Source organism: Pseudomonas sp. PDM13 (genome assembly GCF_025685765.1).
Classification (GTDB): domain Bacteria; phylum Pseudomonadota; class Gammaproteobacteria; order Pseudomonadales; family Pseudomonadaceae; genus Metapseudomonas; species Metapseudomonas solani.
The window spans coordinates 1-26585 of record NZ_JAOTQU010000007.1; the positions used below are offsets into that span (position 1 = coordinate 1).

A 26585-nucleotide genomic window follows, 5' to 3' on the forward strand; every position below is an offset into this window, starting at 1 on the left:
AGGGAACCCGACGCAGTCGGGCCGGATGATGGGGCAAGCCCTTTTGGTTCCTTTTGAGGCGACTGTCAAAAGGAATTCGCCCGGGGGGGCGAAACCAAAAGCACCAGCAAAACTCGGAAATCAGCTGGGCTCATATCCTCTAGCAACACTTAACGCAGACAGAGCCAATTCATTCGCCAAGCGATGCGCAGCATCGCCGCCCCATCACCGTCTCCACGCCGGCCAGGAACAAAAAGGCCCCGCCTGAGCGGGGCCTCGTTCCTCCTCGATCACCAGCGGCGCGGGCCGCCGCCGTGCCAGTGACGCGGCGGGCCGTAGTAAGGGCCGGGGCCGTAGTAGACGGGTTGGGCGACCACCGCCGGCTGGTAGTACACCGGTTGTGCCGGGTAGTAATAGACCGACGGGGGCGGCGGCGGTGGAGGCGCATAGACGACCGGAGGCGGTGCCACGTACACCGGGGCGGGCTGCACATAGACCGGGGCCGGGCGCGACGCGACGATGGCACCGCCGACAACGGCCCCCACGACCGCCCCGATCACGGCCGGGCCGGCATCATGCCCGTGGGCCGAAGCCTGGCCGGCCAGGGCGGCGGCTCCCAGCAACAGGGCAACCTGGGGCAAACGACGAAACATGACTCCTCCTGCGCCCGGTGAAGGAATGGACCGGGACACAGGATCAGACAACGTCGCGGAATCGCCGCTCACTGGCGCTGGGTAAAGGTTGTGTAAGGCTGACCGATGGTTGGCGTCAGGGCCTCGCCGCGATGGCCTGGGCCCAGGCCATGTCGCTAGTGGCCGAACCATCGCGCAGCAGCCCCAGGGCCTGCTCCAGGTGTGGCCCGCGGATGATCCCGGCAGACGCGACGAAGGCCAGGGCATCCCCACGGGCACGGCTCAGCTTGAGCTGCTTCTCGTCACTGCTGAGGTCGGTGGTGGCGATGATGCTGATCATCGGCGAGACCAGGGTCATGGAGAACGCCGCCTCGAAGGCGTTGGCCGGTTGCTTGCCGTCCGGTGGCGGCTCGGCAGCCTGCACCTGGGCGGCCAGCAGCACGGGCAACAGGGCCAGGGGCCTGGTCAGCATGGGGTCCTTCCTCGGTCGCGGCGCTCAGGGGCGATGGCCGAGGGTGCACCGATGGCAACGGCCGATCAAGCCCGGCGTCAGGCCACGCGCCACGCCTGGGTCAGCACGCCGTCGCGCCCGGTCAGCGGGTCGGCCACCGGGGTCGGCACCTGGGCGATGCGCCGCACCGAGGCCAGGTAGCGGTCGGAGCCGGCGCGCTGGATGTCATAGTCCTCCTGCCCGCGCGGGTAGGCGCCCACCACGAGGAAATCCCCGCTGGCTTCCAGGCAGCAATGACCGGTACCGGCCGGCAGCACCAGAGCGTCGCCGGCACGGACGCGAACCTCGCGCCCGGCTTCGCCGCCAAGCATCAGCCGGGCATGGCCGCTGGCAATGCCCAGGGCTTCGTGGGCACTGGCGTGGTAGTGGTGGTAGTCGAACACCCCGGCCTGCCAGAGGGGCGACCAGCGATGGGCGGCAAAGCGCTGCTCGAAGGCGGCGGCGCGGTCCGGCTCGCGCCAGAGCACGCCCCGGTAGAGCAGCACCGGGAAGCGGCTGTTGGGAGTGCGACCGTCACCCTCGAAGAACAGCAGTTCGGGTTCGGCGGGCCCCACGGCGGCGGAAATCAGGGGGCGGCGTGTGGGGCGAGCGGCGAAGTGGGTCAGGCTGGCTGGCATCTGGCGGTCCTCCGACTCGGTGTTATCTGATCGGTGTTAAAGGGTGGGAGCCCCGTCATCGCCCTGGGTTCCCTTGCATCGACCGGGCGGTGCGTTCAATCCAGCCTCAGATCATCGTCGTAGCCGCACAACAGAGGGATGCGGAAGATTGCGCGACGCTCGGCCAAGCGCAGGCGTGCCAGTGGCAGATCGATGGGGTTGTCGCACATGAAGGCCAGGAAGGGCCGGTCGATCCGGTAGGTCCCGCAGTCGGGGCAATCGACGTGGGCATAGGCGTCGGTGAGCAGCAGTCCGGGCGCCGGGCTGCCGCAGATCGGGCAAGCGTCGCCCAGGACGCCAGGCCACTCTATTTCGATGTCGGAGCGGCTTATGGCTGGCCTCCCCTTACAGCCGATGACGATATTGGAAAGGCGTGGCAACAGACGTGGCGCATGGCGTTCTCCTCCGGCTTTCGAACTGAGTCCGCACCGTGCGCCACTCGTTCAACCTTTGAGACGCGCAGGCCAGGGCGAATTACACGCCTCCCGCTAAGCTGGCAGTCAGCCATCGCAATTTATTCACCTGTACATCGCACCAAAACGCCGCGCTGCAATCCTATTGCCAGAGCGGGCGGCGGCGTGTCGCGAAAATTGCGCCAACACCCGAGAAACTTCGCCGTTCCGTGTTCTTTTTACCCGTGCACCTTGCTAGTGTTGGGCACTTTTTTTGGTCGAGAAACCTCACGCTCGTCAAACGAGCCATTGCGACAGGGAGATACCGATGTCCACCGCCGTTCTAGCCGATCTGCTCAAGCAAAACGAAAAATCCATCCTTGACGAATGGATGGCCGCCCAGCGCAACGCTGGCATCCGCACCGACCTGATCGATGACCGCACCGTGCAGGAGAACTCCCGGGAGCTGCTCAAGGCCCTGATCGCCGCCATCACCGAAGGCGGTGACGACCTCCAGGCAGCCAGCTGGAAGCCCGTACGCTCGCTGCTGGAGCGCCTGTCCCAGACCCAGAGCCGCCAGGGCTTCACCCCGTCGGAAACCGCCACCTTCGTGTTCTCCCTGAAGGAACCGCTGTTCCAGCGCATCCAGGATCGCGGGGAGAACGCCATCGAGCTGGTCTGGACCACCACGCGCCTGCTCGACAAGCTCGGCCTGTACAGCATGCAAGCCTTCGTTTCCAGCCGTGAAACGGTGATCCGCGAGCAGCAGGAAAGCATGCTGGAACTATCCACCCCCGTGGTGCAGCTGTGGAAAGGCGTGCTGGCCATCCCGCTGATCGGCTCCCTGGACAGCAACCGCACCCAGGTGGTGATGGAAGCGCTGCTGCAGAAGATCGTCGAGACCGAATCCGACATCGCCATCATCGACATCACCGGCGTGCCCACCGTCGACACCATGGTCGCCCAGCACCTGCTCAAGACCATCACCGCCGCCAAGCTGATGGGCGCCAAGTGCATCATCAGCGGCATCCGCCCGCAGATCGCCGCCACCATCGTCCACCTCGGCGTGGAACTGGGTGACGTGCTGACCAAGGCATCCCTGGCCGACGCCTTCCAGCTGGCGCTCAAGGAACTGAACGTCCGCCTGGTCAGCGGCCGCTAAGGGGAACGCACCATGGTGGACAGAATCCCGATCCTGAAGATGGGCAAGTACCTCATGCTGACCATCCAGGTGGACATGCATGACCAGCTCGCCCTGGACCTCCAGGAAGACCTCACCGAACAGATCGTGCGGCACAACGCCAAGGGGGTGCTGATCGATATCTCCTCCCTGGAGATTGTCGACTCCTTCATCGGCCGAATGCTTTCCCACATCGCCAACGTTTCCCGCATCCTCGACGCCAAGGTCATTGTCGTCGGCATGCAGCCCGCCGTGGCCATCACCCTGGTGGAGCTGGGCCTCTCGCTGGAGGGCATCGCCACCGCGCTGAATGTCGAGAAAGGCATGCGCTGGCTGGAAAAAACCGTGGCACACGACGACCTGATCCTGGAGCAAGAGCGTGACGAAGACCGAAACGCTTCCGCTGAAGCAGGAGACTGACATCGTCGTCATCCGCCAACGCGTGCGCAAAGCCGCCGAGGAAGCCAGGCTCGGCCTGGTGTCCCAGACCAAGGTGGTGACGGCTGCCAGCGAGATCGCACGTAACGCCCTGATCTATGGGGGCGGTGGCGAATGCGTGATCGAGAGCTGCCTGCGCGATGGCCGCGCGGCGGTGCGCCTGAGCATCAGCGACCAGGGCCCCGGCATCGCCGACCTGGATCGCGCCATGGTGGATGGCTACACCTCCGGCGGCGGGCTCGGCCTGGGCCTCAGCGGTGCTCGGCGACTGGTGGACGAGTTCGCCATCGACACCCGCCCCGGCGAAGGCACGCGGGTGGAGCTGTGGAAATGGAAGTGATCCCCAGCTGCCACCTGCTGCTCGAAGTTTCCGACAGCGCCCATGTGGATGCCGTGCGCCGCACCGTGGTGCGCCACGCCAGCCAGCTGACCCGGGATGAAACCCTGCTCGGCCGCCTCACCGTGGTGGTGCAGGAAATGGCCCGCAACCTGATCAACCATGCCGGCCAGGGCGAGCTGCTGTTCCGCTGCGACGAAGCCGGCCTGGAGGTCACCGCGGTAGACCGGGGCCCCGGCATGACCAACGTGGCCCAGTGCCTGAGCGACAACTACTCCACCACCGGCACCATGGGCGCCGGCCTCGGTGCCATCCAGCGCATGTCCGATGGCTTCGACCTGTTTTCCCAGCCCGGCCTCGGCACCGTGGTGCAGGCCCGCTTCCACCTGGGACCGCGCCCGGCCGCTGGCGCCCTGCAGGTGGGCGCCGTGTGCACGCCCTACCCCGGCGAGACCCTCAGCGGCGATGCCTGGGCCGTGCTTGGCAATCGCGTGCTGGTCTGCGACGGCCTGGGCCATGGCCATGCTGCCAGCGCCGCCAGCCAGAAGGCGCGCGAGGTGTTTCTCGGCCACGACCCGCACATGCCCCTGCAGGCGCTGATGGAACAGCTGCACCGCGCCTTGATGTCCACCCGGGGCGGTGCCGCTGCCATCGCCGAGGTCCAGCCCGCGCAACGCCAGGTGCAGTTCTGCGGCATCGGCAACATCGCCGGCAGCCTGCTCACCGACAAGGCGCGCAGCATGGCATCAAGCAATGGAACGGTCGGCTACCGCATCGGTCGTATCCATACCTTCAGTTATCCCTGGGATGACAGCTCGATCATGATCCTCGCCTCGGACGGCATCAGCACCAAACTCGACCTCAACGCCTATCCTGGCCTGCGCGTTCGTCACCCGGGGGTGATCGCCGCGCTCATCCACCGCGATCACAAGCGCCTCAACGACGATGCGACCGTGGTGGTGGTGAAGCATGGCTAGCGACAAACGCCGCATAACCAGTGTCAGCATCATCAACGAAGTGGACGTGGTCAGCTGCCGCCAGAGCGCCAAGCAGATCGCCGCCTGGCTGGGCCTGTCGCCCCTGGAACAGATCCGCCTGGCCACTTCGGTTTCCGAACTGGCACGCAACGTCTACCAATACGCCGGCAGCGGGGTGTTCAACTTCGACCTGCGCCTCGACAGCCGTGGCCTGGTCAAGGGCATCTGCTTCGATGCGCTGGACCAGGGCGGCGGTATCGCCCATATCGACCGCATCCTCGATGGCAGCTATGTCTCGCCCACCGGCATGGGCGTCGGCCTGCGCGGGGCCCAGCGGTTGATGGACGAGTTCCAGATCGACACCTCGCCCCGCGGCACCCACATCCGCGCCTGCAAGGCCGTTTACCCACCCCGCGAGATGCCTAGTGAGACCTCGATCCAGCAGATCCGCCGCCAGCTGCAGGCCGAAGGCGCGGCCGACCCCTACCTGGAGCTCCAGGTGCGCGGCTCCGAACTGCTGCTGACCACCGCCGAGCTGCAGGGCAAGCAGCAGGAGCTGGAAGCCACCAACCTCGAGCTGGAGAACACCAACAAGGGCGTGGTGGCGCTCTATTCGGAGCTGGAGAAGGCCTCCTCCGAACTTAAGGATGCCAGCGAGGCGCGCAGCCGCTTCTTCTCCAACATGACCCACGAATTCCGCACGCCGATCAACATCATCGAGAACATCTCCAAGCTGTTGCTCAGTGGCGTGGACGGCACCCTCAACACCGAGCAGCACAAGCAGATGCGCTTCATCGCCGACGCTGCCAGTGACCTGTCGCAGCTGGTCAACGAACTGCTGGACCTGGCCGAGACCGAATCCGGGCGCATGGAAGTGGTGCCCGAGCGCTTCCAGCTGAGCGACTTCCTCGACCAGTTGCGCCAGTTCACCGGTGCCCTGGCCATGCGCTACCCGGAGCTGACCTGGGAGATTGTCGAGCCCGCCTTCGACCTGCCCCTGGATACGGACCGCAACCGCCTGTTCCAGATCATGCGCAACCTGATCAGCAACGCCTTCAAGTACACCCCCAGGGGCAGCGTGACCCTGCGCTGCTTCCAGCCCGACGAACACAACCTGGAGTTCGTCGTGGAAGACACCGGCCTCGGCATCTCGGTGGAGAACCAGTCGCGCATCTTCGAAGAGTTCGCCCGCATCCGCGCACCCGGCATGCAGGTCCACGGCAACGGCCTGGGCCTGCCCCTGGCGCTGCGCCTGGCCAACCTGCTCAAGGGCGACATCCACCTGAGCAGCGAGCCTGGACGCGGCAGCCGCTTCCACGCCCAGGTGGCACGCGAGTACAACCAGCGCCAGCCGGTGCTGGCCAGCCTGGCCGGCACCACCATCCTGGTCATCGACGACAGCCCGGCCGACCGCTACCTGATCAGCCACCTGCTGCAGCCCTACGAGCCGGTGATCATCGAGGCCGAGAACGCCAGCTCCAGCATCGACAAGCTGCATGCCGTGCGCCCGGACATCATCATCCTCGACCTCGACCTGCCGGACATTTCCGGCGAGGACCTGCTGGAAAGCATGGACTGGAGCATGCACTCACGGGTGCTGGTCAACACCGCCAAGCAGATGAATGACGACGAACGCGCCCTCCTCGGCAGCCGCTGCCAGGCGATCCTCAACAAGTCCCATCCCAACCATGCCGAGACGCTCCTGCACCATGTGCAGCGCCTGGCAGGGAGATACCACGATGCGAACTAGGCGAATCCTCATCATCGACGACATGGATGCCAACCGTTACGTGCTGCGCAAGATCCTCGGCGTCGAGCCCCATTACGAGGTGCTCGAAGCCGCCAACGGCGCCGACGGCCTTGCGCACCTGGAAAGCGGCGTGGACCTGGTGATCCTCGACATCAACCTGCCGGACATGAGCGGCTTCGAGCTGATCCAGAAGGCCGAGCAGCGGCTCGGCCACGACAAGCTGCCGGCGATCATCAACATCTCCGCCACCTTCATGAGCGGCAAGGACAAGGCGATGGGGCTCAACACCGGTGCCCGCGCCTACCTGACCCACCCGATCAACCCCGACGAGATGCTCGCCACCATCGCCAGCCTGATGAAGTCGGACATCAAGCTCGAACACGTCGAGAAGCAGCGCGAGGTGGCCGAGGCGCAAAGCGAGCATCTGCGGGCGGAGAAGATCATGCTGGAGCGCTTCATGCGCTCCTTCAGCCACGACCTGCGCTCGCCCCTGGCCGCCGCCGTGATGGTGGCAGGGCTGATGCAGAAGAACCCGGCGCGGCGCACCGAAGAGATGATCACCCTGCTGGAGGACAACCTCCGGCGCATCGACAAGATGGTCGCCAACGTGCTCGACATCTCCCACGTCAGCATGGGCGGCGGCATCCGCCTGATCGGCGAGCAGATGCCCCTCTCGCCATTGCTCGACGAGGCCGTGGCCAACCTCAAGCTGCAGGTGGAAAACACCCTCAACCTTCAGGTCGAAGGCACCGGGCAACTGGTGTTCTGGGACAAGCTGGCCTTCCTGCGCATCTTCGACAACCTGGTGCTCAATGCCGCGAAACATGGCGATGCGGGAACGGCCATCGAGGTGTCGCAGCACATGGAGAATGACCAGGTGGTGCTCGAGGTGAGCAACCTGGGCGCCTTTCCCGAGGAAGTGCTGACCAACCTCGCCACCCCGTATTTCATTTCCACCAAGAGCGAAACCAAGAGCTGGGGCCTGGGCCTGCCCATCGTCAAGGCGCTCTGCGAGAGCTATGGCGGCGGCGTCTCCTTCGCCAACCAGGACGGCTACGCCCGCGTGCGCCTGAGCCTGCCGGCGGCCCTGGTCAGCCCTGCCTGAGCCCGCGAGGGGCGCCGGCCCGGCCCCCTCGTTGCTTCCCGCGCACATTCCCGCTTTCTCACATTCGAGAAAGACGGCGCCTACCGCGCATCATTCTTGAGCCCCTACAAAGCCCCTCGCTAGAGTCCTGGGCTCATGGCCCCCGCCATGATCGACGCTCACCCGGCACGCCGGGCATCCATCTGTCGCCGAGGACCTTGCCATGCACCCTGTACCACCCGCAGCAGCCTCCCGTCGTTTCGACCGACACGAGGGCACGCGCCATGCCTGACATCAGGTACTTCCCCCGCCCGCACTTCGACGTACTCACGCGCGACGCCCGCGCCCCGCATCTGGACCCGTTCGAGGCCCCTACCCAGGCCTCGGCCAGCGCACACGACAGTGAGGAGATACATGTGATGGAAGACCCCTTGCAGTTCCCCCGGCTCGAAGACTTCTCCGAGTACGTGCTCGACGTCCGCCCCGACTCGTCCTGCGCCAGCTGCTACGCGCTGGGCAACTACCGCCTGGTGCAGGCCACGCACCTGATCCAGCGCATCCGCGACGAGTCCGACTACAACGAGTACAGCCACAGGGCCGTGCGCCAGGAGAAACTGCTCTCCGGCCTGGAAGCCCTGCTGCTGGACGCCTACCTGATGTTCCGGCGCTCCGGCCTGGCCGAGCCGGAGGAACGACGAGGCGAGCCGCCCTACGATTGCGAGGAAGAGCACACCGCCTACCGCTGAACCCGGGAGGCCTTCGGGCCTCCCTCCCGCCGTTTCATTGGAGCCTGGGAAGCCACGTCAGCAAGACATGGTCCATCAGTTCTGCCTGCGAAGATTCAAGCCGAGGACGGATGAACACCGTGCGCACCGCCGCACGGTGCTTCCGGCGAGCTCCGGGTGCGGCAGCACACCCTACGTCCGGAGTGAGCAGCGGCTGCATGCCGCCCTTACAGGCTCCGCGCGATGACCATGCGCTGTACGTCGCTGGTGCCTTCGTAGATCTGGCACACGCGCACGTCGCGGTAGATGCGCTCCACCGGGAAGTCCTTCAGGTAGCCGTAGCCACCCAGCGTCTGGATCGCCGCCGAGCAGACCTTCTCGGCCATTTCCGAGGCGAACAGCTTGGCCATGGATGCTTCGGTCAGGCAGGGCAGCCCCGCCTCCCGCAGCGCCGCAGCGTGGTGCACCATCTGCCGCGCCACGGCGATCTGCGTGGCCATGTCGGCCAGACGGAAGGCCACCGCCTGGTGCTCGATGATCGGCTTGCCGAAGGTGCGGCGCTCGTGGCTGTAGTCGCGCGCCGCTTCGAAGGCCGCGCGGGCCATGCCCACCGATTGCGCGGCGATGCCGATGCGCCCGCCCTCCAGGTTGGACAGGGCGATGCGGTAGCCCTCGCCCTCCCCGCCCAGGCGCAGGCTGGCCGGGATGCGCACCCCGTCGAGCTGGATCTGGCAGGTGTCGGAGGCGTGCTGGCCGAGCTTCTCCTCCACCCGCAGCACCTGGTAGCCGGGCGTGTCGGTGGGCACGATGAAGGCGCTGATGCCCTTCTTGCCGGCGGCCGGGTCGGTCACCGCGAAGACGATGACCATCCCCGCGTGGCTGCCCGAGGTGATGAACTGCTTGGCACCATCCAGCACGTAGTGGTCGCCCTCGCGGCGCGCGCGGGTGCGCAGGTCGCTGGCGTCGGAGCCGGCCTGGGGTTCGGTGAGGGCGAAGGCGCCGATCATCGAGCCTTCGGCCAGCGGCCGCAGGAAGCGGCGCTTCTGTTCCTCGTCGCCGAACTTGAGGATCGGCATGCAGCCCACCGAGTTGTGCACGCTCATGATGGTGGAGCAGGCACCGTCGCCGGCAGCGATCTCCTCCAGGGCCATGGCATAGGCCAGGTGCCCGGTGGCGGCTCCGCCCCACTCCTCCGGCACCAGCATGCCGAGGAAGCCCAGCTGGGCCATCTCGCGCAATGCCTCGGCCGGGAAGCGGTGCTCGCGGTCCCACTCGGCGGCGAAGGGCTTGAGCCGCTCCTGGGCGAACTGGCGGGCGACGTCGCGGATCTGGATGTCTTGTTCGGTCGGGATCATCGGGTTCTCCTTCAGTCCATGCGCTCGATGGCCACGGCCGTGGCTTCGCCGCCGCCGATGCACACCGAGGCAACGCCACGCTTGAGGCCGTACTGGCTCAGCGCGCCCAGCAGAGTCACCAGCACCCGCGCGCCGGATGCGCCAATGGGGTGGCCCAGGGCGCAGGCACCGCCGTGCACGTTGAGGCGTTCATGGTCGATGTCCAGATCACGCATGGCCACCATGGGCACCACGGCGAAGGCCTCGTTGATCTCGAACAGGTCCACATCGCCGAGGTTCCAGCCGGTGCGTGCCAACAGGCGCTGGATCGAGCCCACCGGCGCGGTGGTGAACAGCCCCGGCGCCTGGGCGAAGGACGCATGGCCGGCGATCCGCGCCAGGGGCGTGAGGCCGCGCTTCTCCGCCTCCGACAGGCGCATCAGCAGCAGCGCTGCCGCACCATCGGAAATCGAGCTGGAATTGGCCGCAGTGACGCTGCCGCCCTCGCGGAACGCCGGCTTGAGGGTGGGGATCTTGTCCAGCCGCGCCTTGGGCGGCTGCTCGTCGGCCTCGATGCTGCGCAGCTCGCGCCCGGCCCGTGCCTGCACCGCCACCGTCTCGGCAGCGAAGCGGCCTTCGGTCAAGGCCTTCTGCGCACGGGTGAGGGATTCGATGGCGAAGGCGTCCTGCTGCTCGCGGGTGAAACCGTAGGACTGGGCGCAATCCTCGGCGAAGGTGCCCATCAGGCGGCCCTTGTCGTAGGCGTCCTCCAGGCCGTCGAGGAACATGTGGTCGAGCACCTTGCCATGGCCCATGCGGTAGCCGGAACGCGCGCGCTCCAGCAGGTAGGGCGCGTTGGACATGCTCTCCATGCCGCCGGCTATCACCACATCGGCGCTGCCGGCCGCCAGCAGGTCATGCCCGAGCATCGCCGCCTTCATGCCCGAGCCGCACATCTTGTTCACCGTCGAGCACACCACGCCCTGGGGCAGCCCGGCACCCAGTGCCGCCTGGCGCGCCGGCGCCTGGCCCTGGCCGGCCTGCAGCACGCAGCCCATCAGCACCTCGTCCACCGCGTCGGCGGCCAGGCCGGCGCGCGCCAGGGTGGCGGCGATGGCGGCGGCGCCCAGTTCGGCGGCGGTCATTTCGCGCAGGTCACCGAGAAAGCCGCCCATGGGCGTGCGGGCGGCACTGACTATGACGATGGGGTCGATCTTCGCGTTCATGACGGGCTCCTTATTTCGCGGCCATGCGCAGCGCGCCATCCAGGCGGATGACCTCGCCGTTGAGCATGGGGTTGCCGATGATGTGAGCGGCCAGGGCAGCGTACTCGTCCGGGCGCCCCAGGCGCGGCGGGAACGGCACGTCGGCGGCCAGGGAATCACGCACCTCCTGGGGCATGCCGGCCATCATCGGCGTCTCGAAGATGCCGGGGGCGATGCACATCACGCGGATGCCGGAGCGCGCCAGGTCCCGTGCCAGCGGCAGGGTCATGGCGGCGACGCCGCCCTTGGAGGCGGAATACGCGGCCTGGCCCATCTGCCCGTCGAAGGCGGCCACCGAGGCGGTGTTGATCAGCACGCCGCGCTCGCCCTCCTCGTTCGGCTCGTTGCCAGCCATGGCTTCGGCGGCCAGGCGCAGCATGTTGAAGCTGCCGAGAAGGTTGACCTCCACCACCCGGCGGAAGCTCTCCAGCCCGTGCACGCCCTTGCGTCCCAGCACCTTCTCGGCGGGGGCGATGCCGGCGCAGTTGACCAGCCCGTGCAGCGCGCCAAAGGCTTCGATTGCAGCGGCCACGGCAGCCTGGGCTTCGTCTTCCCGGGTGATGTCGGCGCGCTGGAAGCGGGCCTTGTCACCCAGTTCGGCGGCGCGGGCAGCACCGGCTTCGGCGTTGATGTCCACCAGCAGCACCCGGGCGCCTTGCTGCAGCAGGGTGCGGGCGGTGGCCAGGCCGAGGCCGGAGCCGCCACCGGTGATCAGGAAGGTTCTGTTTTCTATCTGCACGTCTAGGGCTCCTTGGTGGTCAGTGGGCGGCACGCGCCTGGGCGCTGGCGACTTCCTGGTTACGCAACAGGAAGCGCTGGATCTTGCCGCTGGGTGTCTTGGGCAGTTCCGCGACGAACTCGATCTCGCGGGGGTAGGCATGGGCGGACAGGCGCTTGCGCACGTGTTGCTGCAGGGCCTCCGCCAGGCCGGCATCAGCGGCATGGCCAGGCTTGAGCACGACGAAGGCCTTGACCAGCTCGGTGCGCTCCGGGCACGGCTTGCCGATTACCGCCGCCTCGACCACGGCCGGGTGCTCGATCAGCGCGCTCTCCACATCGAAGGGCCCGACCCGGTAGCCGGAGGTGGTGATCACATCGTCCGAGCGGCCGACGAAGGCGATGCTGCCGTCCGCGCTCAACTCCACGGTGTCGCCGCTGAGGTAGTAGTCGCCGACGAAAGCCTTGGTGGTGCCGCCCAGGTAGCCGGGGAACCAGAACAGCGGCGAGCGGGTGCGGTCGATGGCAAGGATGCCCGGCTGCCCCGCCGGCAGCTCGCGATGGGCGTCGTCCAGCACCACCACGCGGTGGCCGGGCACGGCGAAACCGGCAGCGCCGATGCGCACCGGGTGCGCCAGCTCGTGGTGGTTGCACAGCACCATGCCCAGCTCGGTCTGGCCGTAATGATCGTGGATGGTGGTGCCCAGGCCCTCGCCGAACCAGCGGATCACCTCCGGGGTCAGCGGCTCGCCGGCGCTGCTCACCGCGCGCAGCCGGCCCTTGAGCTCAGGCTCCACCTGTTCCCGCGCCGCCAGCAGCAGGCGGAAAGCCGTGGGCGAGCCGGCCAGGTTGGTGATGCCCAGCTCGCGGATGATCCGGCAGGTGCTCTCGACGCTGAAGCCGCCCTCGAAGAAGGTCGTGGCGTGGCCCAGGGCCAGGGGGCCGGTCACTGCGTAGTAAAGCCCGTAGGCCCAGCCCGGGTCCGCCAGGTTCCAGAAGCGGTCGTCCTCGCGCAGGCCCACCGCATCGCGCATGTAGCCGACGAAGGCGAGGATCGCCCGCAGCGGCACTTGCAGCGCCTTGGGCAGCCCGGTGGTGCCCGAGGTGCACATCAGCAGGAAGGGGTCATCGGCACGGCGCAGCACCGGTTCGAAATCGTCGTCGTGCTGTGCCAGGGCATTCCAGAAGGCGCAGCCAGCCGGCTCGGTGGCGCCGACCGTGAGGATCGCCGGCACCTGGGCCACTTCATCCAGCTTGGCGCGGTTGGCGGCGTCCACCACCACCAGGCGCGATTGGCCGCATTGCAGGCGTTGCTCGATGGCCTTGGGGCCGAAGGCGGTGAACAGCGGCTGGTAGACGGCGCCGATGCGCCAGGTGCCGAGGATGGTGACCAGCAACTCGGGCGTGCGCGGCAGCAGGCCGGAGACGCAATCCCCCGGGCCGATGCCCTGTTCGCGCAGGTAATGGGCGAAGCGTGCGCTGGCCTCCTTCAGCCGGGCGAAGGTCCAGTCCTCGCGGCGGCCGTCGCGGCCTTCCCAGACCAGCGCCACGCGCCCCGGTTCGGCGTGGCGGTCGCAGCATTCGATGCAGGCGTTGAGGGCCTCCGGCGTGCCCGCCAGGGTGCCGGCGAAGGCGTCGGCAAAGTCGAATCGGCGTGCAGCCTCGTGGTAGTCGCGCATGGACGGTGACTCCGCATTGTTCTTGTAGTGAGCGGAATCTTCGGACCGACGTTGCCCAGGGGCAATGTCGAATGGCGCCAACCTGGGCGAGCGCTTTTGACAACGGCCAGTGGCCAGCTAGCCCGGCGACGGGCTCGGTTGCATCAGCTCGCGGTACTGGCCGGGCGTGGTGCCGGTCCATTTGCGGAAGGCCTTGTAGAAGGCGCTGGCGTCGGCGAAGCCCAGTTCGAAGGCCAGTTCGGCGAAATTGCCCTCGCCGCTGTCCAGGCGGGCGATGGCCAGGTCGCGGCGCACCTGGTCCTTGAGTGCCTGGTAGGACTGGTCTTCCAGGGCCAGCTTGCGACGCAGGGTCGAAGGCGCCATGTAGAAGTGGCTGGAGAGCGCCTCTAGGTCCGGCCAGCGCTCGGGGCGCAGGCTGCGCAGGTAGGCACGGATGCGCGCCGCCAGGCTTTGCGGGTCGCGGTAACGCACCAGGATGTTGGCCGGCGCACCGCCGAGGAAGCGCTTGAGCTCGCGCTCGCCACGGCGCACCGGCAATTCCAGGCAGTCGGCATTGAACAGCAGGCGCGTGCGCGGCCGGCCGAAGCGCAGGTTGTCGCTGAACATCACCCGGTAGTCCTCGATGTAGTCCGGCGCCGCGCAGCACAGGTCGATGGCGAGGATGGGGATGCGCCGCCCGGCCAGCCAGCAGGCCAGGCCGTGGACGATCATCCACAGGGTGAAATAGGCGAAGGCGCGCTGGGACTCGCCCGGCGCCTCCTCCAGCACGATCTCCGCCATGCCGCCCTGGCGCACCAGGCGCGGCGACAGGCCATCGAACACCAGGCCGAGGAAGCCGAGGATGCCCTCCAGCGCATCCCCCAGGCTGGCCTCCTTCAAGGCCGCGCGGGCCATGAAGGCGAAGCTGCCGGACTTCATCCGCCGCGGGTTCATGCCGAAGAACTCATCGTCCATCCGCTGCGCCAGGCCCAGCCAGAGCCGCGCGTATTGCTGCGTGGAGACCCGCCCATAGGGCCGCTCCAGCGCCTCGGCGGCGATCTCGGCGTGCAGCAGCAGGGGCTGCGCATCGAGGCCACGGGCACGCAGCTCCTGCAGGGCCTCGCGGACCAGCTGGACGGAAATGGTGCCTTTTTCGGTGAGGGTGCCGGTCATGGTTCCCTGGCGCGTGCAGTGGGGAGGCCGATTGTAGAGCGATCACGCCGGGAGGCGCAGCCCAGATGTAGCCCCCGGATCCGTGCAAACGCGGTTCCCGCTACAGGTGCTCCAGCACGTTCAGCAGGCGCCCCGCCGGGTCCCGCACGAAGAAGCGCCGCACGCCCCAGGGCTCGTCGCTCAGCGGGTAGGCGATCTCGGCACCCAGCGCCTGGGCCCGGCGGTGCACCTCCGCCACATCGTCCACCTCCACCGAGAGTTCCGGCACCGGCGTGCCCGAGCCGCCTTCGCTGGCCAGGCCCAACTGCGGGCGCATGCGCACGTCCTCCGGGGAAGCCAGGGTGACGATCCAGCCGTGGTCCATGACCACATCGAGGTCCAGCAGGCGGCGGTAGAAGTCCGCCAGCGCGGCGGGATCGGGGGTGGCGAAATTGGCGACCAGGCGCAGCACCTTCATGGTATCGGGCTCCTTGTTGAAGACCGCAGCAGCATAGCTGTGCGCGAATCGATGTAAAGCGTCCTTGACTCAAAAAAGCGCGCCGCATAATGTAAAGCACGCTTTCCATCCGAGGATCCCATCATGTCCCCACGCAAACGCTTCGCCCTGGAGTTCGGCCTCTCCATGACCCTCTACGTCGTCACGGTGGTGGTCACTTCCCTCTTCCTCGGCGACCTGCAGCCGGGCGTCGGCAAGACCCTGCTCGCCGTGCTGCCGGTGATCCCCCTGGTGGCGGTGGCCATCGCCGTGCTGCGGCAGTTGCGCCAGCTCGACGAGATGGGCCGGATGATCCAGCTCGAAGCCCTCGGCATCGCCTTCCTCGGCACCGCGCTGATCACCTTCTCCTACGGCTTCCTGGAAACCGCCGGCTTCCCACGCCTGTCGATGTTCATGGTATGGAGCCTGATGGGCCCGCTCTGGGCCCTGGGCGCCTTCATCGGCACGAGGCGCTACCGTTGATCAACCGCGTACGCGAACTGCGCACCGCAGCGGGCTGGTCCCAGGCCGAGCTGGCCGGGCACCTGGGGGTTTCACGGCAGACGGTGAACGCCATCGAAACCGGTCGCTACGACCCCAGCCTGCCCCTGGCCTTCCGCATCGCCAGGGTCTTCGCCCTGCCCATCGAGGCCATCTTCGACGCCCCCGAAGACTGACCCGCGCCAACCGGACACAGGGCCGCACCGTGACAGCGGCGGCCCCCACCCCCTATCCTTGCGCCCTCCGCCGCTCCGTCGGACCTTTCTTACCGTTTGCCCAAGGAAATTCCCATGCCCCATGAAGGCAGCCCGTTGCAGGTCGCCGTGGTCTTCCTGCTCGCCGCCGTCCTTGCCGTGCCTCTCGCCAAGCGCCTGCAACTGGGAGCCGTGCTCGGCTACCTGCTGGCCGGCGTGCTGATCGGCCCCTCCGTCCTGCGCCTGGTCAGCGACCCGCAGAACGTCGCCCACCTGTCCGAACTGGGCGTGGTGCTGCTGCTCTTCATCATCGGCCTGGAGCTCTCGCCCCGGCGCCTCTGGGTGATGCGGCGCTCGGTGTTCGGCGTCGGCCTGGCCCAGGTGCTGCTCACCGGCGCGCTGATCGCCGGCATCGCCTACCTGGCCTTCGCCCGTTCCTGGCAGAGCGCCGTGGTGCTGGGCCTGGGCCTGGCGCTCTCCTCCACCGCCTTCGGCCTGCAGATACTCGCCGAACGCAAGGAGCTGACCAGCCCCCACGGCCGCCTGGCCTTCGCCATCCTGCTGTTCCAGGACATCGCCGCCATCCCGCTGATCGCCCTGATCCCGCTGCTCAGCGGTGCCACCGCCGCCCGCGACGACGGCGGCCAGCTGGCCCACCTCGCCGAGGTAGTCGGCAGCATCGGCCTGGTGGTGATCGGTGGACGCTTCCTGCTGCGCCCGGTGTTCCGCATCGTCGCCCGCACCGGCCTGCAGGAGGTGTCCACCGCCACCGCGCTGCTGGTGGTGATCGGCACCGCCTGGCTGATGGAGCTGGCGGGCATTTCCATGGCCCTGGGCGCCTTCCTCGCCGGCCTGCTGCTGGCGGACTCGGAATACCGCCACGAGCTGGAAGCCCAGATCGAGCCGTTCAAGGGCCTGCTGCTGGGGCTGTTCTTCATCAGCGTGGGCATGAGCGCCGACCTCAGTCTGCTGCTGGGTCAGCCGCTGCTGGTGCTGGGCCTCACCGCGCTGCTGATCGGCCTCAAGTTCCCGGTGCTGTTCCTGGTGGGCCGCAGTGCCGGAGGCCTCACCCGCGAGAGCGCGCTGCGCCTGGGCGTGGTGCTGGCCGCCGGCGGTGAGTTCGCCTTCGTGGTGTTCAAGATGGCCCGCGACCAGGGCCTGTTCGACGCGCGCCTGCACGGCTTCCTGGTGCTGGCCATCACCCTGTCCATGGCACTGACGCCGCTGCTGATCCTCGCCATCAACCGCGTGTTCAAGGCCAAGCCCGCGCCGGTGAACGTGCCGCCGGAATACGAGAAGATCGAAAGCGACTCACCCCGCGTGGTGATCGCCGGCACCGGCCGCATGGGCCAGATCGTCGCCCGTGTGTTGCGCGCCCAGCGCGTGCCCTTCCTGGCCCTGGACACCTCGGTGGAAACCATCGAGCTGTCCCGCAGCCTGGGCCGCATGCCGATCTTCTATGGCGACCCGCTGCGCCCGGAAATCCTCCGTGCGGCCAAGGTGGACAAGGCCGAATTCTTCATCATCGCCACCGACGATCCGGTGACCAACCTGAAGACCACCGAGCTGGTGCGCCGCCTCTACCCACACCTGAAGATCATTTCCCGCGCCCGGGACCGCCAGCATGTGCACCAGTTGCTCGACCTCGGCGCCCTGCCGGTGCGCGAGACCTTCCACTCCAGCCTGGAGATGAGCCGCCAGGTGCTCATCGGCATGGGCCTGGACGAAGAGCAGGCCAATGCGCGCATCCGCCGCTTCCAGCGCCACGACGAGGAAGTGCTGGCGGCCCAGCACAAGGTCCATGGCGATGCCGCCGCGGTGATGCAGACCGCCCGCGAAGCCCGCGCCGAGCTGGAAACCCTGTTCGACGCCGACCGCATCGAGGACCAGGGCGTCAAGTAAGCCCCCAGCCGCCCGGCCTCAGGGCTGGGCGGCCTTCCAGGCGTTTATCTGCTCCAGCGTGGCGGTGACCCCGCCACACACCACCACCATCACCCGCCCATGGGCCCGCAGCGCCTCGTTCCCGGCATAGGCCAGGGCCAGCGCCGCGCCACAGGCCGGCTCGACGAGGATGCGCTGGTCATCGAGGAAGCGCTCGCAGGCTTCCAGCGCCGCCCGGTCACTCACCACCTGCGCCTGCACCGGGTGGCTGCGCCCCAGGGCGAAGGCCCGCTCGCACACCTGCCTGGCGCCGAGCGAGGTGGCCACGCTGTCGATGCGTTCCAGTTCGATGCGCCGTCCCGCTTCCAATGCCCGGGCGAAGGATGCCGCACCCGTGGTCTCGGCGGTAATCACCGGCACGGTATTCCAGCCGTTGCGCTGCAAGCCCTCCACCACGCCGCTGAACAAGCCGCCACCGCCCACCGAGAGCAGCACCGCGTCCGGGCGAAAGCCGCTGGCGGCCACCTCGTCCACCAGGCTCGCGTGGCCTTGCCAGAGCAGCGAGTCATCGAAGGGATGAATGAAGGCATCGGCCGCGCCCAGCATCGATTGCGCCAGGGCATTGGCCTCGTGCCAGGCGGCGCCGTGGACGATCACCTCGGCGCCCTCCTGGCGGATCAGCGCCTTGGCGCGCTCGGTGGTGGTTTGCGGCACCACCACCGTTACCGGGATCGACAGGCAGCGCCCGGCATAGGCCACGGCGATGCCCGCGTTGCCACCGGAGGACGAGATGAAGCGCCGCTTGCCCTGCCGTGCATGGGCCTCGCAGGCGGCACCGATGCCGCGCAACTTGAACGAGCCCGACGGCTGCAGGGCCTCCAGCTTCAGCCACACCTCGGTACCGGCGGCAAGGCTGAGGGGGCGGGAATGGATCAACGGGGTCTGGATATGCAGGGTCATCTCGGGCTCGCACGGCATTCTCGGGCCGCCAGTCTCGGCCGGCCAGGGCCGGGGCGTCTTGTATGTTCTTGCAGCGGAACAGCGGCGCGTCAAATTCCTTGAGCAACCCACGAGCGCAACGGTCTACCCCTTAACGCCCACAGGAAGCCCGCATGCAGAAGACGCCCGACCACGCCCATCTCGCCGGTCTGGAACTGGCCAGACAGCTGCTCGACACCGGCCCGCTCGAGGAGCTGACACAACGGCTCGACCTGGCGATCGCCCAGGCCCGCGCGGCGCAGCCTGCGGAGGGTGACGGCATCTACGAGCTGGAGCGCATCGCCGGCCAGCTGGAAGCCGGCGGGGCCATCGACCCGCCGCCGGTGTTCAGCGCAAGGCTCGACGCACCGGTGCGCCAGGGCACCTCCGTGGCGCTGATGCTGGTCCACCGACGCCTGGCGAAGTTGCGCGAGCAGCCCCCCGAAGGTTGAAGCAGAGGGATTCGCCGCCTGCAAACCGTCCGTCCGCTCGTGTGCGTCCGCCGCTGGCAGTACGCGCGGCCCATCTATCCTTAGGGCGTTGCATCAGGGAGTTAACATCGACAGGAGGTTGCCATGCGCTGTCCCTCGCAGTTGCCGAACGAAGCCGAACGCCTGCGTGCTCTCGTCGACTACGGTCTCGACGACGAACGCATGGTCCCCAGCCTGGATCCCGTGGTGCGCATCGCCGCTCGCATGTTCGGCATGCCCGTGGCCGCAGTGAACATGATCGGCAGCGACCATGTGTTCTTCGCCGCCAGCACCGGCGTCGGCGAAGTGGACATGGACCGCGACGTGTCCTTCTGCGCCCATGCCATCACCCAGGACCAGGTCATGGTGGTGCCGGATGCCACCCAGGACGACCGTTTCCACGACAACCCCCTGGTGCTCGGCCCCACCAACCTGCGCTTCTATGCCGGGGTGCCGCTGCTCTCCGCCGAGGGCCTGCCCCTGGGGGCGCTGTGCATCATCGACGACCAGCCCCACCAGGACTTCTCCGAAGAAGACCGCGAGCGCCTGCGGGAGCTGGCGCGCATGGCCACCGACCGCCTGGAGCTGCGCCGCATCGAAGTGAGCGCCGAGCGCAAGCGCCCCGCCTTCGAGACCTACGCCGGCCATTCGGACACCCCGGTGCTCTGGTTCGACCACCGGGGCCATATCCTCGCCTGGAACCCCGCCGCCGCCGACCTGCTGGGCTACGCCCCCGAGGAAGGCGCCGGGCTGCCGGTGGAGGCGCTGCTGGCCGTGGCCGAGCGCCCGCCCTTCCTGGCGCTGATCCGCCGTGCCGTGACCGCCGGCTACCTGGCTGACCTGAGCACGCCCACCACCCTCAAGGGCCTGCACAAGGACGGCAGCGAATTCGACCTGGGCCTGTCGCTGTTCTCCTGGAGCGAAAAGGGCTACCCGCGCTTCGAAGCCGTGCTCAGCGACGACAGCCAGCGCCAGCAGGAAGAGGCCGAGTTGCGCCGCCTGGCCACCTTCGACGCCCTCACCGGCCTGGCCAACCGCGGCTGCTTCTACCGCCGTGCCGAAGAGGCGCTGCTGGCGGCCGAGCCGGTGACGGTGACGGTGCTGATGATCGACCTGGACGGCTTCAAGGACGTCAACGACACCCTGGGCCACCTGATCGGCGACGGCATCCTGCGGGAAGTCGCGAACCGCCTGGCCGCCATTGCAGGCCCCAGCGACCTGGTGGCGCGCATCGGCGGCGACGAGTTCGCCCTGCTGCTCACCGGCATCACCCAGCCCGAGTCCGCGCTGCTGGTGGCGCATAACGCCATCAGCGACATCGCCCAGCCCATCCTGGTGGACGGCCATGAAGTGCGGGTCGCGGCCAGCTGCGGCCTGGCCCTGGCGCCCCTGCATGCTCTGGAGGCACTGGAGCTGGTGGGTGACGCCGACCTGGCGCTGTTCAAGGCCAAGGGCGTTGGCCGCAGCCAGGTGGCCGCCTTCACCCCCGAACTGCGCATGGAGGCGGTGAGCCGCCATTTGCACGCCATGGAGCTGCACCGCGCGGTGGAGAACCGCGAGTTCGTGCTCTTCTACCAACCCCAGGTGCGCCTCAGCGACGGCTCCCTGCGCGGCGCCGAAGCCTTGATCCGCTGGCAGCACCCCGAGCGCGGGCTGCTGCCACCTGCGGCCTTCCTGCCGGCCCTGGAGGGCGGCCCGCTGGCGGCCAGCGTGGGCAGCTGGATACTCGACGAGGCCTGCGCGCAATTGGCCTTCTGGCGCAACAACGGCGCCGAGGACATACGCATGGGCGTGAACCTGTTCAGCGCCCAGTTCCGCGTCGGCGACCTGGTGACCGAGGTGCTGGAGGCCCTGGCCCGCTACGGCCTGCCCCCGGAGTCCCTGGAGCTGGAAGTCACCGAGAACATCGTGCTGGATAACGACGACATCGTGCTGGAAACCCTGCAGCGCCTGCGGGCCCACGGCGTCGGTATCGCCTTCGACGACTTCGGCACCGGCTACGCCTCGCTGATCCTGCTCAAGACCTACCCCCTGAGCCGGATCAAGATCGACCGCTCCTTCGTCCAGGGCATCCTGGAGTCGCGCCGGGATGCCTCGGTGGTCCGCGCCATCCTCGACATGGCACGCAGCTTCGATCTGGAGACCATCGCCGAGGGCATCGAAAGCGACGCCCAGCGCGCCCGCCTGAAGATGGAACGCTGCGGCGAAGGCCAGGGCTACCTGTTCTCCCGCCCCATGTCCGCCCAGGCCTTCACCGAGGCGTACCACATCCGCCTGCCGGTGCGCACCGCCAGCTAGCCGGGCGGCGGGCCAACGCAGAAACGACGAAGGGCGCCTCGAGGCGCCCTTCTGCATCCATGGAACTCGATGGGATCAATGCCACCAGCGCGGCAGGCCCTTGCGCTGCTCTTCGCTGCTGTTGCCACGGTCGACCTGGGTTTCGCTGACGGAAGCGCGGTCGCTGGCAGCGTCCTTGAAGGCACGCTCGATGGTGGAATGGTGGTCGGCGGCGCTGACGCTGAACGCGCTGCTGGCGACGACGGCGGCAAGCAGGGTGGCGGTGAAGTAGCGGCTCATGTTGGATTCTCCTGTGGGGATGGGTGAGTGATTCGACGGGGCCAGTGTCGCGTCACCGCCCCGCCCGGAGAAACGCAATCGGTCACTAGTGGATATCAGCGAAATCGATTGCGGCCATCCCGGCCCGGTGCCGGCGGCAGATCTTTCGCGGCTGAAGCCGCTCCCACACCAACCGACGCACCGCGCCGCTGTAGGTCGGGTGCAACCCGACATGTGCCGGGATTTCGCGAGTTTCACCCGCCCTACGAATCCCGCACACGTCACGTCATAGGTCCTGGCACGCCCCGTAGGAGCGAGCTCTGCTCGCGAAGCTCTTGCTGGAACCCGTAGGAGCGAAGTGCGTAGGGTGGATGGCGCTTTTCTCATCCACCAGGCGGTGCCGCAGGGGGCACCGAGCCAGGGCAGTCCTGCGGCCTGCTGGGCGAATGAATTCGCCCCTACAGGTGCCACCCAACAGGCCGTTATCCCGCCTGGACCTGGCTCCGCGCGGCCAGGCGGGTGTGCAGGCCGAAGGCGACCAGGGCCAGCAGCGGCAGCACGGCACCGAGGGCGGCGATGGCCTGCCAGCCGCCTTGCTCGTACAGCAGGCTGGCGATGGATGAACCGACGGCGCCACCGATGAAGATGCTGGTCATGTACAGCGCGTTCAGCCGGCCGCGGCTGGCGGCATCCAGGGCATAGACCTCGCGCTGGCCCAGCACCATGTTCATCTGCACGGCGAAATCCAGCAGCACGCCGGTCAGCGCCAGGCCGACCACGCCCCAGGGCAGGCCGAACAGGGCCGGGAGAAAGCTGAGGATGGCCAGCAGCATGGCGCAGCGCGACATGCTCCGGGTGTGCCCAGCGTCGGCCAGGCGCCCGGCGATGGGGGCGGCCATGGCACCGATGGCGCCGACCAGGGCGAAGAGCGCGATCTGCGACTGGGACAGCCCATGGTTGCGCGCCAGCTCCACCGGCACGGCGGTCCAGAACAGGCTGAAGGTGCCGAACATCAGCGCCTGGTACAGCGAGCGCTGGCGCAGCACCGGCTCGCGGCGGAACAGGTGCCAGAGCGAAGCCAGCAACTGGCCGTAGCTGGCGCGGTGGTCGGGGCGCCGGCTGGGCAGCGCCATGGCCATCACCAGGGCGATCAGCAGCATCAGCCCGGCAGCGCCGAAGAACACCGCGCGCCAGCCGAAGTGGTCCGCCACCACGCTGGACAGCGGCCGCGCCAGGAGGATGCCCAGCAGCAGCCCGCCCATGATCCCACCGACCACCCGGCCCCGGGATTCCTCGGGCGCCAGGTGCGCGGCCAGGGGGATCAGCATCTGCACCGAGACCGAGCTGAAGCCGATCAGGGCCGAGACCAGCAACAGAACGGCGGGCGCGTCGGCCAGGGCCATGCCCCCCAGGGCGAGGACGCTGACGCCGAGGGTGGCGAGCATCAGCCTGCGGTTTTCCAGCAGGTCCGCCAGGGGCACCAGGAAGAACAGCCCGAGGGCGTAGCCGACCTGGGTCAGGGAGACGATCAGGCTGGCGCCGTGGGTGGAGATGCCGACATCGGGGGCGATCAGCTCGATGATCGGCTGGGCGTAGTAGATGTTGGCGACGATGGCGCCGCAGCAGAAGGCGAAGAGCAGCACCAGGCCCCGGCTGAGCGCCTGGGGGGCATGGGCGGCGAAATGGCTGGAAGGGTTCATCCAACGGTCCTCAGGGTGTAACGGTTCGAGGCGCCTATCCTGGGCAAGGTGGCGGGCGGAGGGAATCCGCCCGGGGCGCAAAGCGGCTTTGCCTTTTGCGCAATGCCAGCCGCTAGAGCAAGCCGCCGACGAATTCGATGAAGGCCGCGACCCGCCGCGAACCCCGCTGGCTGGGCAGGTAGAGCGCGCTGATCACCGCGCAGGTGTCGTCCGGGTTGACCAGGTGCTCGGGGAACAGCGGCAGCAGGCGGCCGGCAGCGATATCCGCATCCACCAGCCAGTCCGGCAGCAGCGCCACCGCCGACCCGGCCAGCGCCACGTCGCGCAGCACCTCGACGTTGTTGCTGCGCATGCGCCCACGCACCGGTACGCGGACTTCGCCATCCTCGCCGCTGAAGGTCCAGACCTGGCGGGCCGCACCGTAGTTGAAGCGCAGGCAGTCGTGCTCGGCCAGGTCCAGCGGCTGCTCGGGCGTGCCGTGCTCCGCCAGGTAGGCCGGGCTGGCCACCACATGGCGGCGGAACTGCCCCAGGCTGCGGGCGACCACGCCATCCATGGGCGCCGCCGCACCGAGGCGGATGGACAGGTCCACCCGCTCGCCGAGCAGGTCGACGATCTCGTCGGTCAGGGTGATATCCAGTTCCAGGCGCGGGTAACGACGCAGCAGCTCGCCGATCCTGGGCGAGATCAGGCAGCGGCCGAAGGCGCTGGGGAGCGAAACCCGCAGCGGCCCGCTGGGTTCCTCGCCGCCGTCCATCACCGAGGCATCGGCCTCGGCCATGTACTCCAGCACCTGGCGCGAACTCTGGTAATAGGCGGCACCGGCCTCGGTGACCGTCACCTGGCGCGTGGAGCGGTTGAGCAGCACCGTGCCCAGCTCCTGCTCCAGGGCATCGACCATGCGCGTGACCGAGGAGGTGGCCAGGCCCAGGCGCCGTGCGGCTGCCGAGAAGCCCTTGGCGTCCACGGCGGCGACGAACATCTTCAGGGCCAGCAGCTTGTCCATGGGCGCTCCGGGGAATGGAAAAGCCCGGCGCAGGGCCGGGCTGGGGATCGGCGGATGATACCTGGCGCCGCTCCAGGCTTCACCGTCAACCGGTGGCTTTACCCGCCTCCTCCCCCGGAGCCGCCTCCCGCTCCGGCGCGCGCTCGCGCACCAGCGGCCAGAACAGCTCATGCTGCCAGCTCACCGGCCGCAGGTGCTCGATGCCGTAGCGCTCGGGGCGGCGGCGGGTGATCTTGGCCGTGCCGAACAGCACATCCCAGAAGAACAGCAGGTTGCCGTAGTTGCCCTTGTAGTGGGTCACACCATCGTCGGCGCTGAGGCCGTGGTGGGCCGAGTGGGTGGAGGGCGTGGAGATGGTCCGTTCCAGCAGCCACATCAGCGGCCGCAGGGGGCGGATGCGGTAGAGCCTGTCGTCCCAGGGCACGCTGCTGTGGGCGCCGAAGATCACGCACATCTTGAGGATCAGGTAGACGTAGTAGACCGGCGCCAGCCCCATGTGGATGAGCATCCCGCTCAGCCACAGGCCCGGCATCAGCAGGTAGTAGAAGCTGTTGTTGCGGTAGACGATGCGGATGCTCATGTAGGGCGCCGAGTGGTGCGCCCGGTGCAGGGCATAGAGCAGCGGCACGCGGTGGGCCAGGCGGTGCCAGGCGTACTGGGTGAGGTCATCGAACACCAGGAACAGCGCGAACCCCGCCAGCCAGGGCAGGCCAGCCAGGCTGCCCTTCGCCTCGGGCACGAAGTGGTCCAGCAGCCTGGCGCTGACGGTCATCACCAGGGGGAAGGTGAAACCCAGCAGCAGACTGGAGCCGATGATCTCGATCAGCGCGTCACGGCGCCGACCCTGGGGTTGGCGGAAGCAGGCACAGGCTATTTCCAGCAGGATGAACCCCAGGAAGATGGCGGCGACTATCAGCGTGGGGTGGTTGGCGAGCGTTGTTGTATTCATGGCAATCTCGTTCCGGCCCGACAGGGGCATTGCCCAGCCATAAGAAACCAGGACACCCGCCCGACCTATGCGAGAAGAGGACAGAAACATCCGAATCGAGGCCAAGTCGCCAGTCCGGCGCTTCCATCGCGGCGCCATGGGCCAGGTGCTGGAGCGTTACCTCGATGCGCAGTCCCGTGGCCCACAACGCGACTACCAGTTGGTGGAACTGGAGCAGCTCTGGGCGGATGCCGCGCGCCACGACCCCGCCATCGGCCTGCACCTGTTCGCCCGGTTCAGCTCGCGGGACCTGCACGTGCTCACCCAGCTGTGCCTGTATTGCCTCGACGTCGCCCAGGCCGTCGCCTGCTGGGCGCGCTATGCACCGCTGGCCTCGGACATGGAGAACCTGGCCCTGGTGGAAGATGCCAGCGGCCTCGCCGTGGAGCTGCGCATCGACGCGCCCGAAGGCCTGGCCCGCTACGTGGTCGAGCACTACAACGTGATGGCCCTGACCCAGTTGCGCCGGGGCACAGGCGTCGAGGTGAAACCGGCACGGGCCTGCTTCACCTACCCCCGCCCCGCCTATCACGCCGAATACCGGGCCTGGTTCGGCGATGACCTGCAGTTCGGCTGCGACCACAACCGCCTGTACTTCGCCCCGACCACCCTCACCCTGCCGATGCTGGGACACAACCCCGGCATGCTCGACCTGCTGACCAGCGAACTCGACCGCCGCCTGGCCCGCCAGCACCAGCTCAGCGGCTGGGCCGCCCGGGTCGCCAGCGGCGTGCGCCGCAGCCTGGCACGGGGTGAGGCGCCGAGCCTGGAGAACCAGGCCGAAGCCCTGCACCAGAGCCCGCGCACCCTACGCCGACGCCTGGAGGAACAGGGCCTGACCTTCCGCCAGTTGCTCGACCTGGTGCGTGGCGAACTGGAACAGCACCTGGAGTTGCAGGGCCTGGGCCGCGCGGAGATCGCAGAACAGCTCGGCTACGCCGACCTGGCCGCTTACCAGCACGCCCGCAAGCGCTGGCGCGACTAGGGCCGTAGCCCGGGCTTCAGCTCGAGAGGATGAGAGTTATCAG

Annotated in this window: 28 protein-coding genes; 13 read left to right on the top strand and 15 right to left on the bottom strand. The window is 68.1% G+C overall.

Features of this window, described 5'->3' with window-relative positions; genetic code table 11:
* Positions 1–269 precede the first annotated feature (269 nt).
* From OEJ36_RS09410 to OEJ36_RS09425, 4 genes are all read right to left on the bottom strand, one after another.
* A complete protein-coding gene (locus tag OEJ36_RS09410) occupies positions 270–632 on the bottom strand; it encodes a hypothetical protein (protein WP_263401291.1) in 363 nt (120 codons plus the stop codon).
* 115 nt (positions 633–747) lie between these two features.
* On the bottom strand, positions 748–1083 hold the full coding sequence (locus OEJ36_RS09415) for a DUF2388 domain-containing protein (protein ID WP_263401292.1): 336 nt from the start codon (positions 1081–1083) through the stop codon (positions 748–750).
* A gap of 77 nt (positions 1084–1160) precedes the next feature.
* Positions 1161–1739, bottom strand: a complete 579-nt coding sequence (locus OEJ36_RS09420) for a cupin domain-containing protein (RefSeq protein WP_263401293.1) — start codon at positions 1737–1739, stop codon at positions 1161–1163.
* A gap of 95 nt (positions 1740–1834) precedes the next feature.
* Positions 1835–2158 (bottom strand): hypothetical protein, encoded by a 324-nt coding sequence (locus tag OEJ36_RS09425; protein ID WP_263401294.1) that lies wholly within the window; start codon positions 2156–2158, stop codon positions 1835–1837.
* A gap of 340 nt (positions 2159–2498) precedes the next feature.
* Between OEJ36_RS09425 and OEJ36_RS09430 the strand changes: the two genes are divergently transcribed.
* The 7 genes from OEJ36_RS09430 to OEJ36_RS09460 all read left to right on the top strand — a co-directional run bounded on the left by OEJ36_RS09430 (position 2499) and on the right by OEJ36_RS09460 (position 8682).
* Positions 2499–3332, top strand: a complete 834-nt coding sequence (locus OEJ36_RS09430; protein WP_263401295.1) for an STAS domain-containing protein — start codon at positions 2499–2501, stop codon at positions 3330–3332.
* Between the two features lie 12 nt (positions 3333–3344).
* Positions 3345–3770, top strand: coding sequence for an STAS domain-containing protein (locus tag OEJ36_RS09435; protein ID WP_263401296.1), 426 nt, complete (start codon positions 3345–3347; stop codon positions 3768–3770).
* Positions 3730–4128, top strand: coding sequence for an anti-sigma regulatory factor (locus OEJ36_RS09440; protein ID WP_263401297.1), 399 nt, complete (start codon positions 3730–3732; stop codon positions 4126–4128). The genes OEJ36_RS09435 and OEJ36_RS09440 overlap by 41 nt, the downstream gene beginning before the upstream one ends.
* Entirely contained in the window at positions 4119–5102 is a 984-nt protein-coding gene (locus OEJ36_RS09445) for an ATP-binding protein (protein ID WP_263401298.1), read from the top strand. The genes OEJ36_RS09440 and OEJ36_RS09445 overlap by 10 nt, the downstream gene beginning before the upstream one ends.
* The gene (locus OEJ36_RS09450) at positions 5095–6852 is read left to right on the top strand and encodes an ATP-binding protein (protein WP_263401299.1); all 1758 of its coding nucleotides are present in this window, start codon (positions 5095–5097) and stop codon (positions 6850–6852) included. Before OEJ36_RS09445 ends, OEJ36_RS09450 begins: the two co-directional genes overlap by 8 nt.
* Positions 6842–7957, top strand: a complete 1116-nt coding sequence (locus OEJ36_RS09455; RefSeq protein WP_263401300.1) for a response regulator — start codon at positions 6842–6844, stop codon at positions 7955–7957. Before OEJ36_RS09450 ends, OEJ36_RS09455 begins: the two co-directional genes overlap by 11 nt.
* 263 nt (positions 7958–8220) lie before the next feature.
* On the top strand, positions 8221–8682 hold the full coding sequence (locus OEJ36_RS09460) for a hypothetical protein (RefSeq protein WP_263401301.1): 462 nt from the start codon (positions 8221–8223) through the stop codon (positions 8680–8682).
* Positions 8683–8888: 206 nt separating this feature from the next.
* On the opposite strand, the gene OEJ36_RS09465 is transcribed toward OEJ36_RS09460, so the two are convergent.
* The 6 genes from OEJ36_RS09465 to OEJ36_RS09490 form a co-directional block, all read right to left on the bottom strand.
* Positions 8889–10016 carry an acyl-CoA dehydrogenase family protein gene (locus tag OEJ36_RS09465; protein ID WP_263401302.1) on the bottom strand — a complete coding sequence of 376 codons (1128 nt, stop codon included), beginning with the start codon at positions 10014–10016 and terminating at the stop codon, positions 8889–8891.
* A gap of 11 nt (positions 10017–10027) precedes the next feature.
* Entirely contained in the window at positions 10028–11221 is a 1194-nt protein-coding gene (locus tag OEJ36_RS09470; protein WP_263401303.1) for an acetyl-CoA C-acyltransferase, read from the bottom strand.
* Between the two features lie 10 nt (positions 11222–11231).
* On the bottom strand, positions 11232–11999 hold the full coding sequence (locus tag OEJ36_RS09475; RefSeq protein WP_263401304.1) for a 3-hydroxyacyl-CoA dehydrogenase: 768 nt from the start codon (positions 11997–11999) through the stop codon (positions 11232–11234).
* A 19-nt stretch (positions 12000–12018) separates the two neighbouring features.
* Complete coding sequence (locus tag OEJ36_RS09480; protein WP_263401305.1) at positions 12019–13656, bottom strand: AMP-binding protein; 1638 nt, start codon at positions 13654–13656, stop codon at positions 12019–12021.
* Positions 13657–13773: 117 nt separating this feature from the next.
* On the bottom strand, positions 13774–14808 hold the full coding sequence (locus OEJ36_RS09485; protein WP_263401306.1) for an AraC family transcriptional regulator: 1035 nt from the start codon (positions 14806–14808) through the stop codon (positions 13774–13776).
* Between the two features lie 100 nt (positions 14809–14908).
* On the bottom strand, positions 14909–15265 hold the full coding sequence (locus OEJ36_RS09490) for a VOC family protein (RefSeq protein ID WP_263401307.1): 357 nt from the start codon (positions 15263–15265) through the stop codon (positions 14909–14911).
* Positions 15266–15388: 123 nt separating this feature from the next.
* Between OEJ36_RS09490 and OEJ36_RS09495 the strand changes: the two genes are divergently transcribed.
* From OEJ36_RS09495 to OEJ36_RS09505, 3 genes are all read left to right on the top strand, one after another.
* On the top strand, positions 15389–15766 hold the full coding sequence (locus tag OEJ36_RS09495) for a hypothetical protein (RefSeq protein ID WP_021221042.1): 378 nt from the start codon (positions 15389–15391) through the stop codon (positions 15764–15766).
* Positions 15763–15960, top strand: coding sequence for a helix-turn-helix transcriptional regulator (locus OEJ36_RS09500; protein WP_263401308.1), 198 nt, complete (start codon positions 15763–15765; stop codon positions 15958–15960). The genes OEJ36_RS09495 and OEJ36_RS09500 overlap by 4 nt, the downstream gene beginning before the upstream one ends.
* A 114-nt stretch (positions 15961–16074) precedes the next feature.
* Positions 16075–17880 (top strand): monovalent cation:proton antiporter-2 (CPA2) family protein, encoded by a 1806-nt coding sequence (locus OEJ36_RS09505; protein WP_263401309.1) that lies wholly within the window; start codon positions 16075–16077, stop codon positions 17878–17880.
* An 18-nt stretch (positions 17881–17898) separates the two neighbouring features.
* On the opposite strand, the gene OEJ36_RS09510 is transcribed toward OEJ36_RS09505, so the two are convergent.
* Positions 17899–18819, bottom strand: coding sequence for a pyridoxal-phosphate dependent enzyme (locus OEJ36_RS09510; RefSeq protein ID WP_263401310.1), 921 nt, complete (start codon positions 18817–18819; stop codon positions 17899–17901).
* A gap of 152 nt (positions 18820–18971) precedes the next feature.
* On the opposite strand from OEJ36_RS09510, the gene OEJ36_RS09515 reads away from it, so the two are divergent.
* Both OEJ36_RS09515 and OEJ36_RS09520 read left to right on the top strand, forming a co-directional pair.
* Positions 18972–19289 (top strand): hypothetical protein, encoded by a 318-nt coding sequence (locus OEJ36_RS09515; protein WP_263401311.1) that lies wholly within the window; start codon positions 18972–18974, stop codon positions 19287–19289.
* A gap of 123 nt (positions 19290–19412) precedes the next feature.
* Complete coding sequence (locus OEJ36_RS09520; protein ID WP_263401312.1) at positions 19413–21605, top strand: putative bifunctional diguanylate cyclase/phosphodiesterase; 2193 nt, start codon at positions 19413–19415, stop codon at positions 21603–21605.
* A 75-nt stretch (positions 21606–21680) separates the two neighbouring features.
* Here the strand turns inward: OEJ36_RS09520 and OEJ36_RS09525 are convergent, their stop codons facing one another.
* The 4 genes from OEJ36_RS09525 to OEJ36_RS09540 form a co-directional block, all read right to left on the bottom strand.
* Positions 21681–21884 (bottom strand): hypothetical protein, encoded by a 204-nt coding sequence (locus OEJ36_RS09525; RefSeq protein WP_043244323.1) that lies wholly within the window; start codon positions 21882–21884, stop codon positions 21681–21683.
* Positions 21885–22345: 461 nt separating this feature from the next.
* The gene (locus tag OEJ36_RS09530) at positions 22346–23563 is read right to left on the bottom strand and encodes an MFS transporter (protein WP_263401313.1); all 1218 of its coding nucleotides are present in this window, start codon (positions 23561–23563) and stop codon (positions 22346–22348) included.
* Positions 23564–23675: 112 nt separating this feature from the next.
* A complete protein-coding gene (locus OEJ36_RS09535; RefSeq protein ID WP_263401314.1) occupies positions 23676–24569 on the bottom strand; it encodes a LysR family transcriptional regulator in 894 nt (297 codons plus the stop codon).
* An 85-nt stretch (positions 24570–24654) separates the two neighbouring features.
* The gene (locus OEJ36_RS09540) at positions 24655–25518 is read right to left on the bottom strand and encodes a sterol desaturase family protein (protein WP_263401315.1); all 864 of its coding nucleotides are present in this window, start codon (positions 25516–25518) and stop codon (positions 24655–24657) included.
* A gap of 67 nt (positions 25519–25585) precedes the next feature.
* Here OEJ36_RS09540 and OEJ36_RS09545 point away from each other — a divergent pair, with 67 nt between their 5' ends.
* Positions 25586–26542, top strand: a complete 957-nt coding sequence (locus OEJ36_RS09545; protein WP_263401316.1) for an AraC family transcriptional regulator ligand-binding domain-containing protein — start codon at positions 25586–25588, stop codon at positions 26540–26542.
* The last annotated feature ends 43 nt before the right edge of the window (positions 26543–26585 follow it).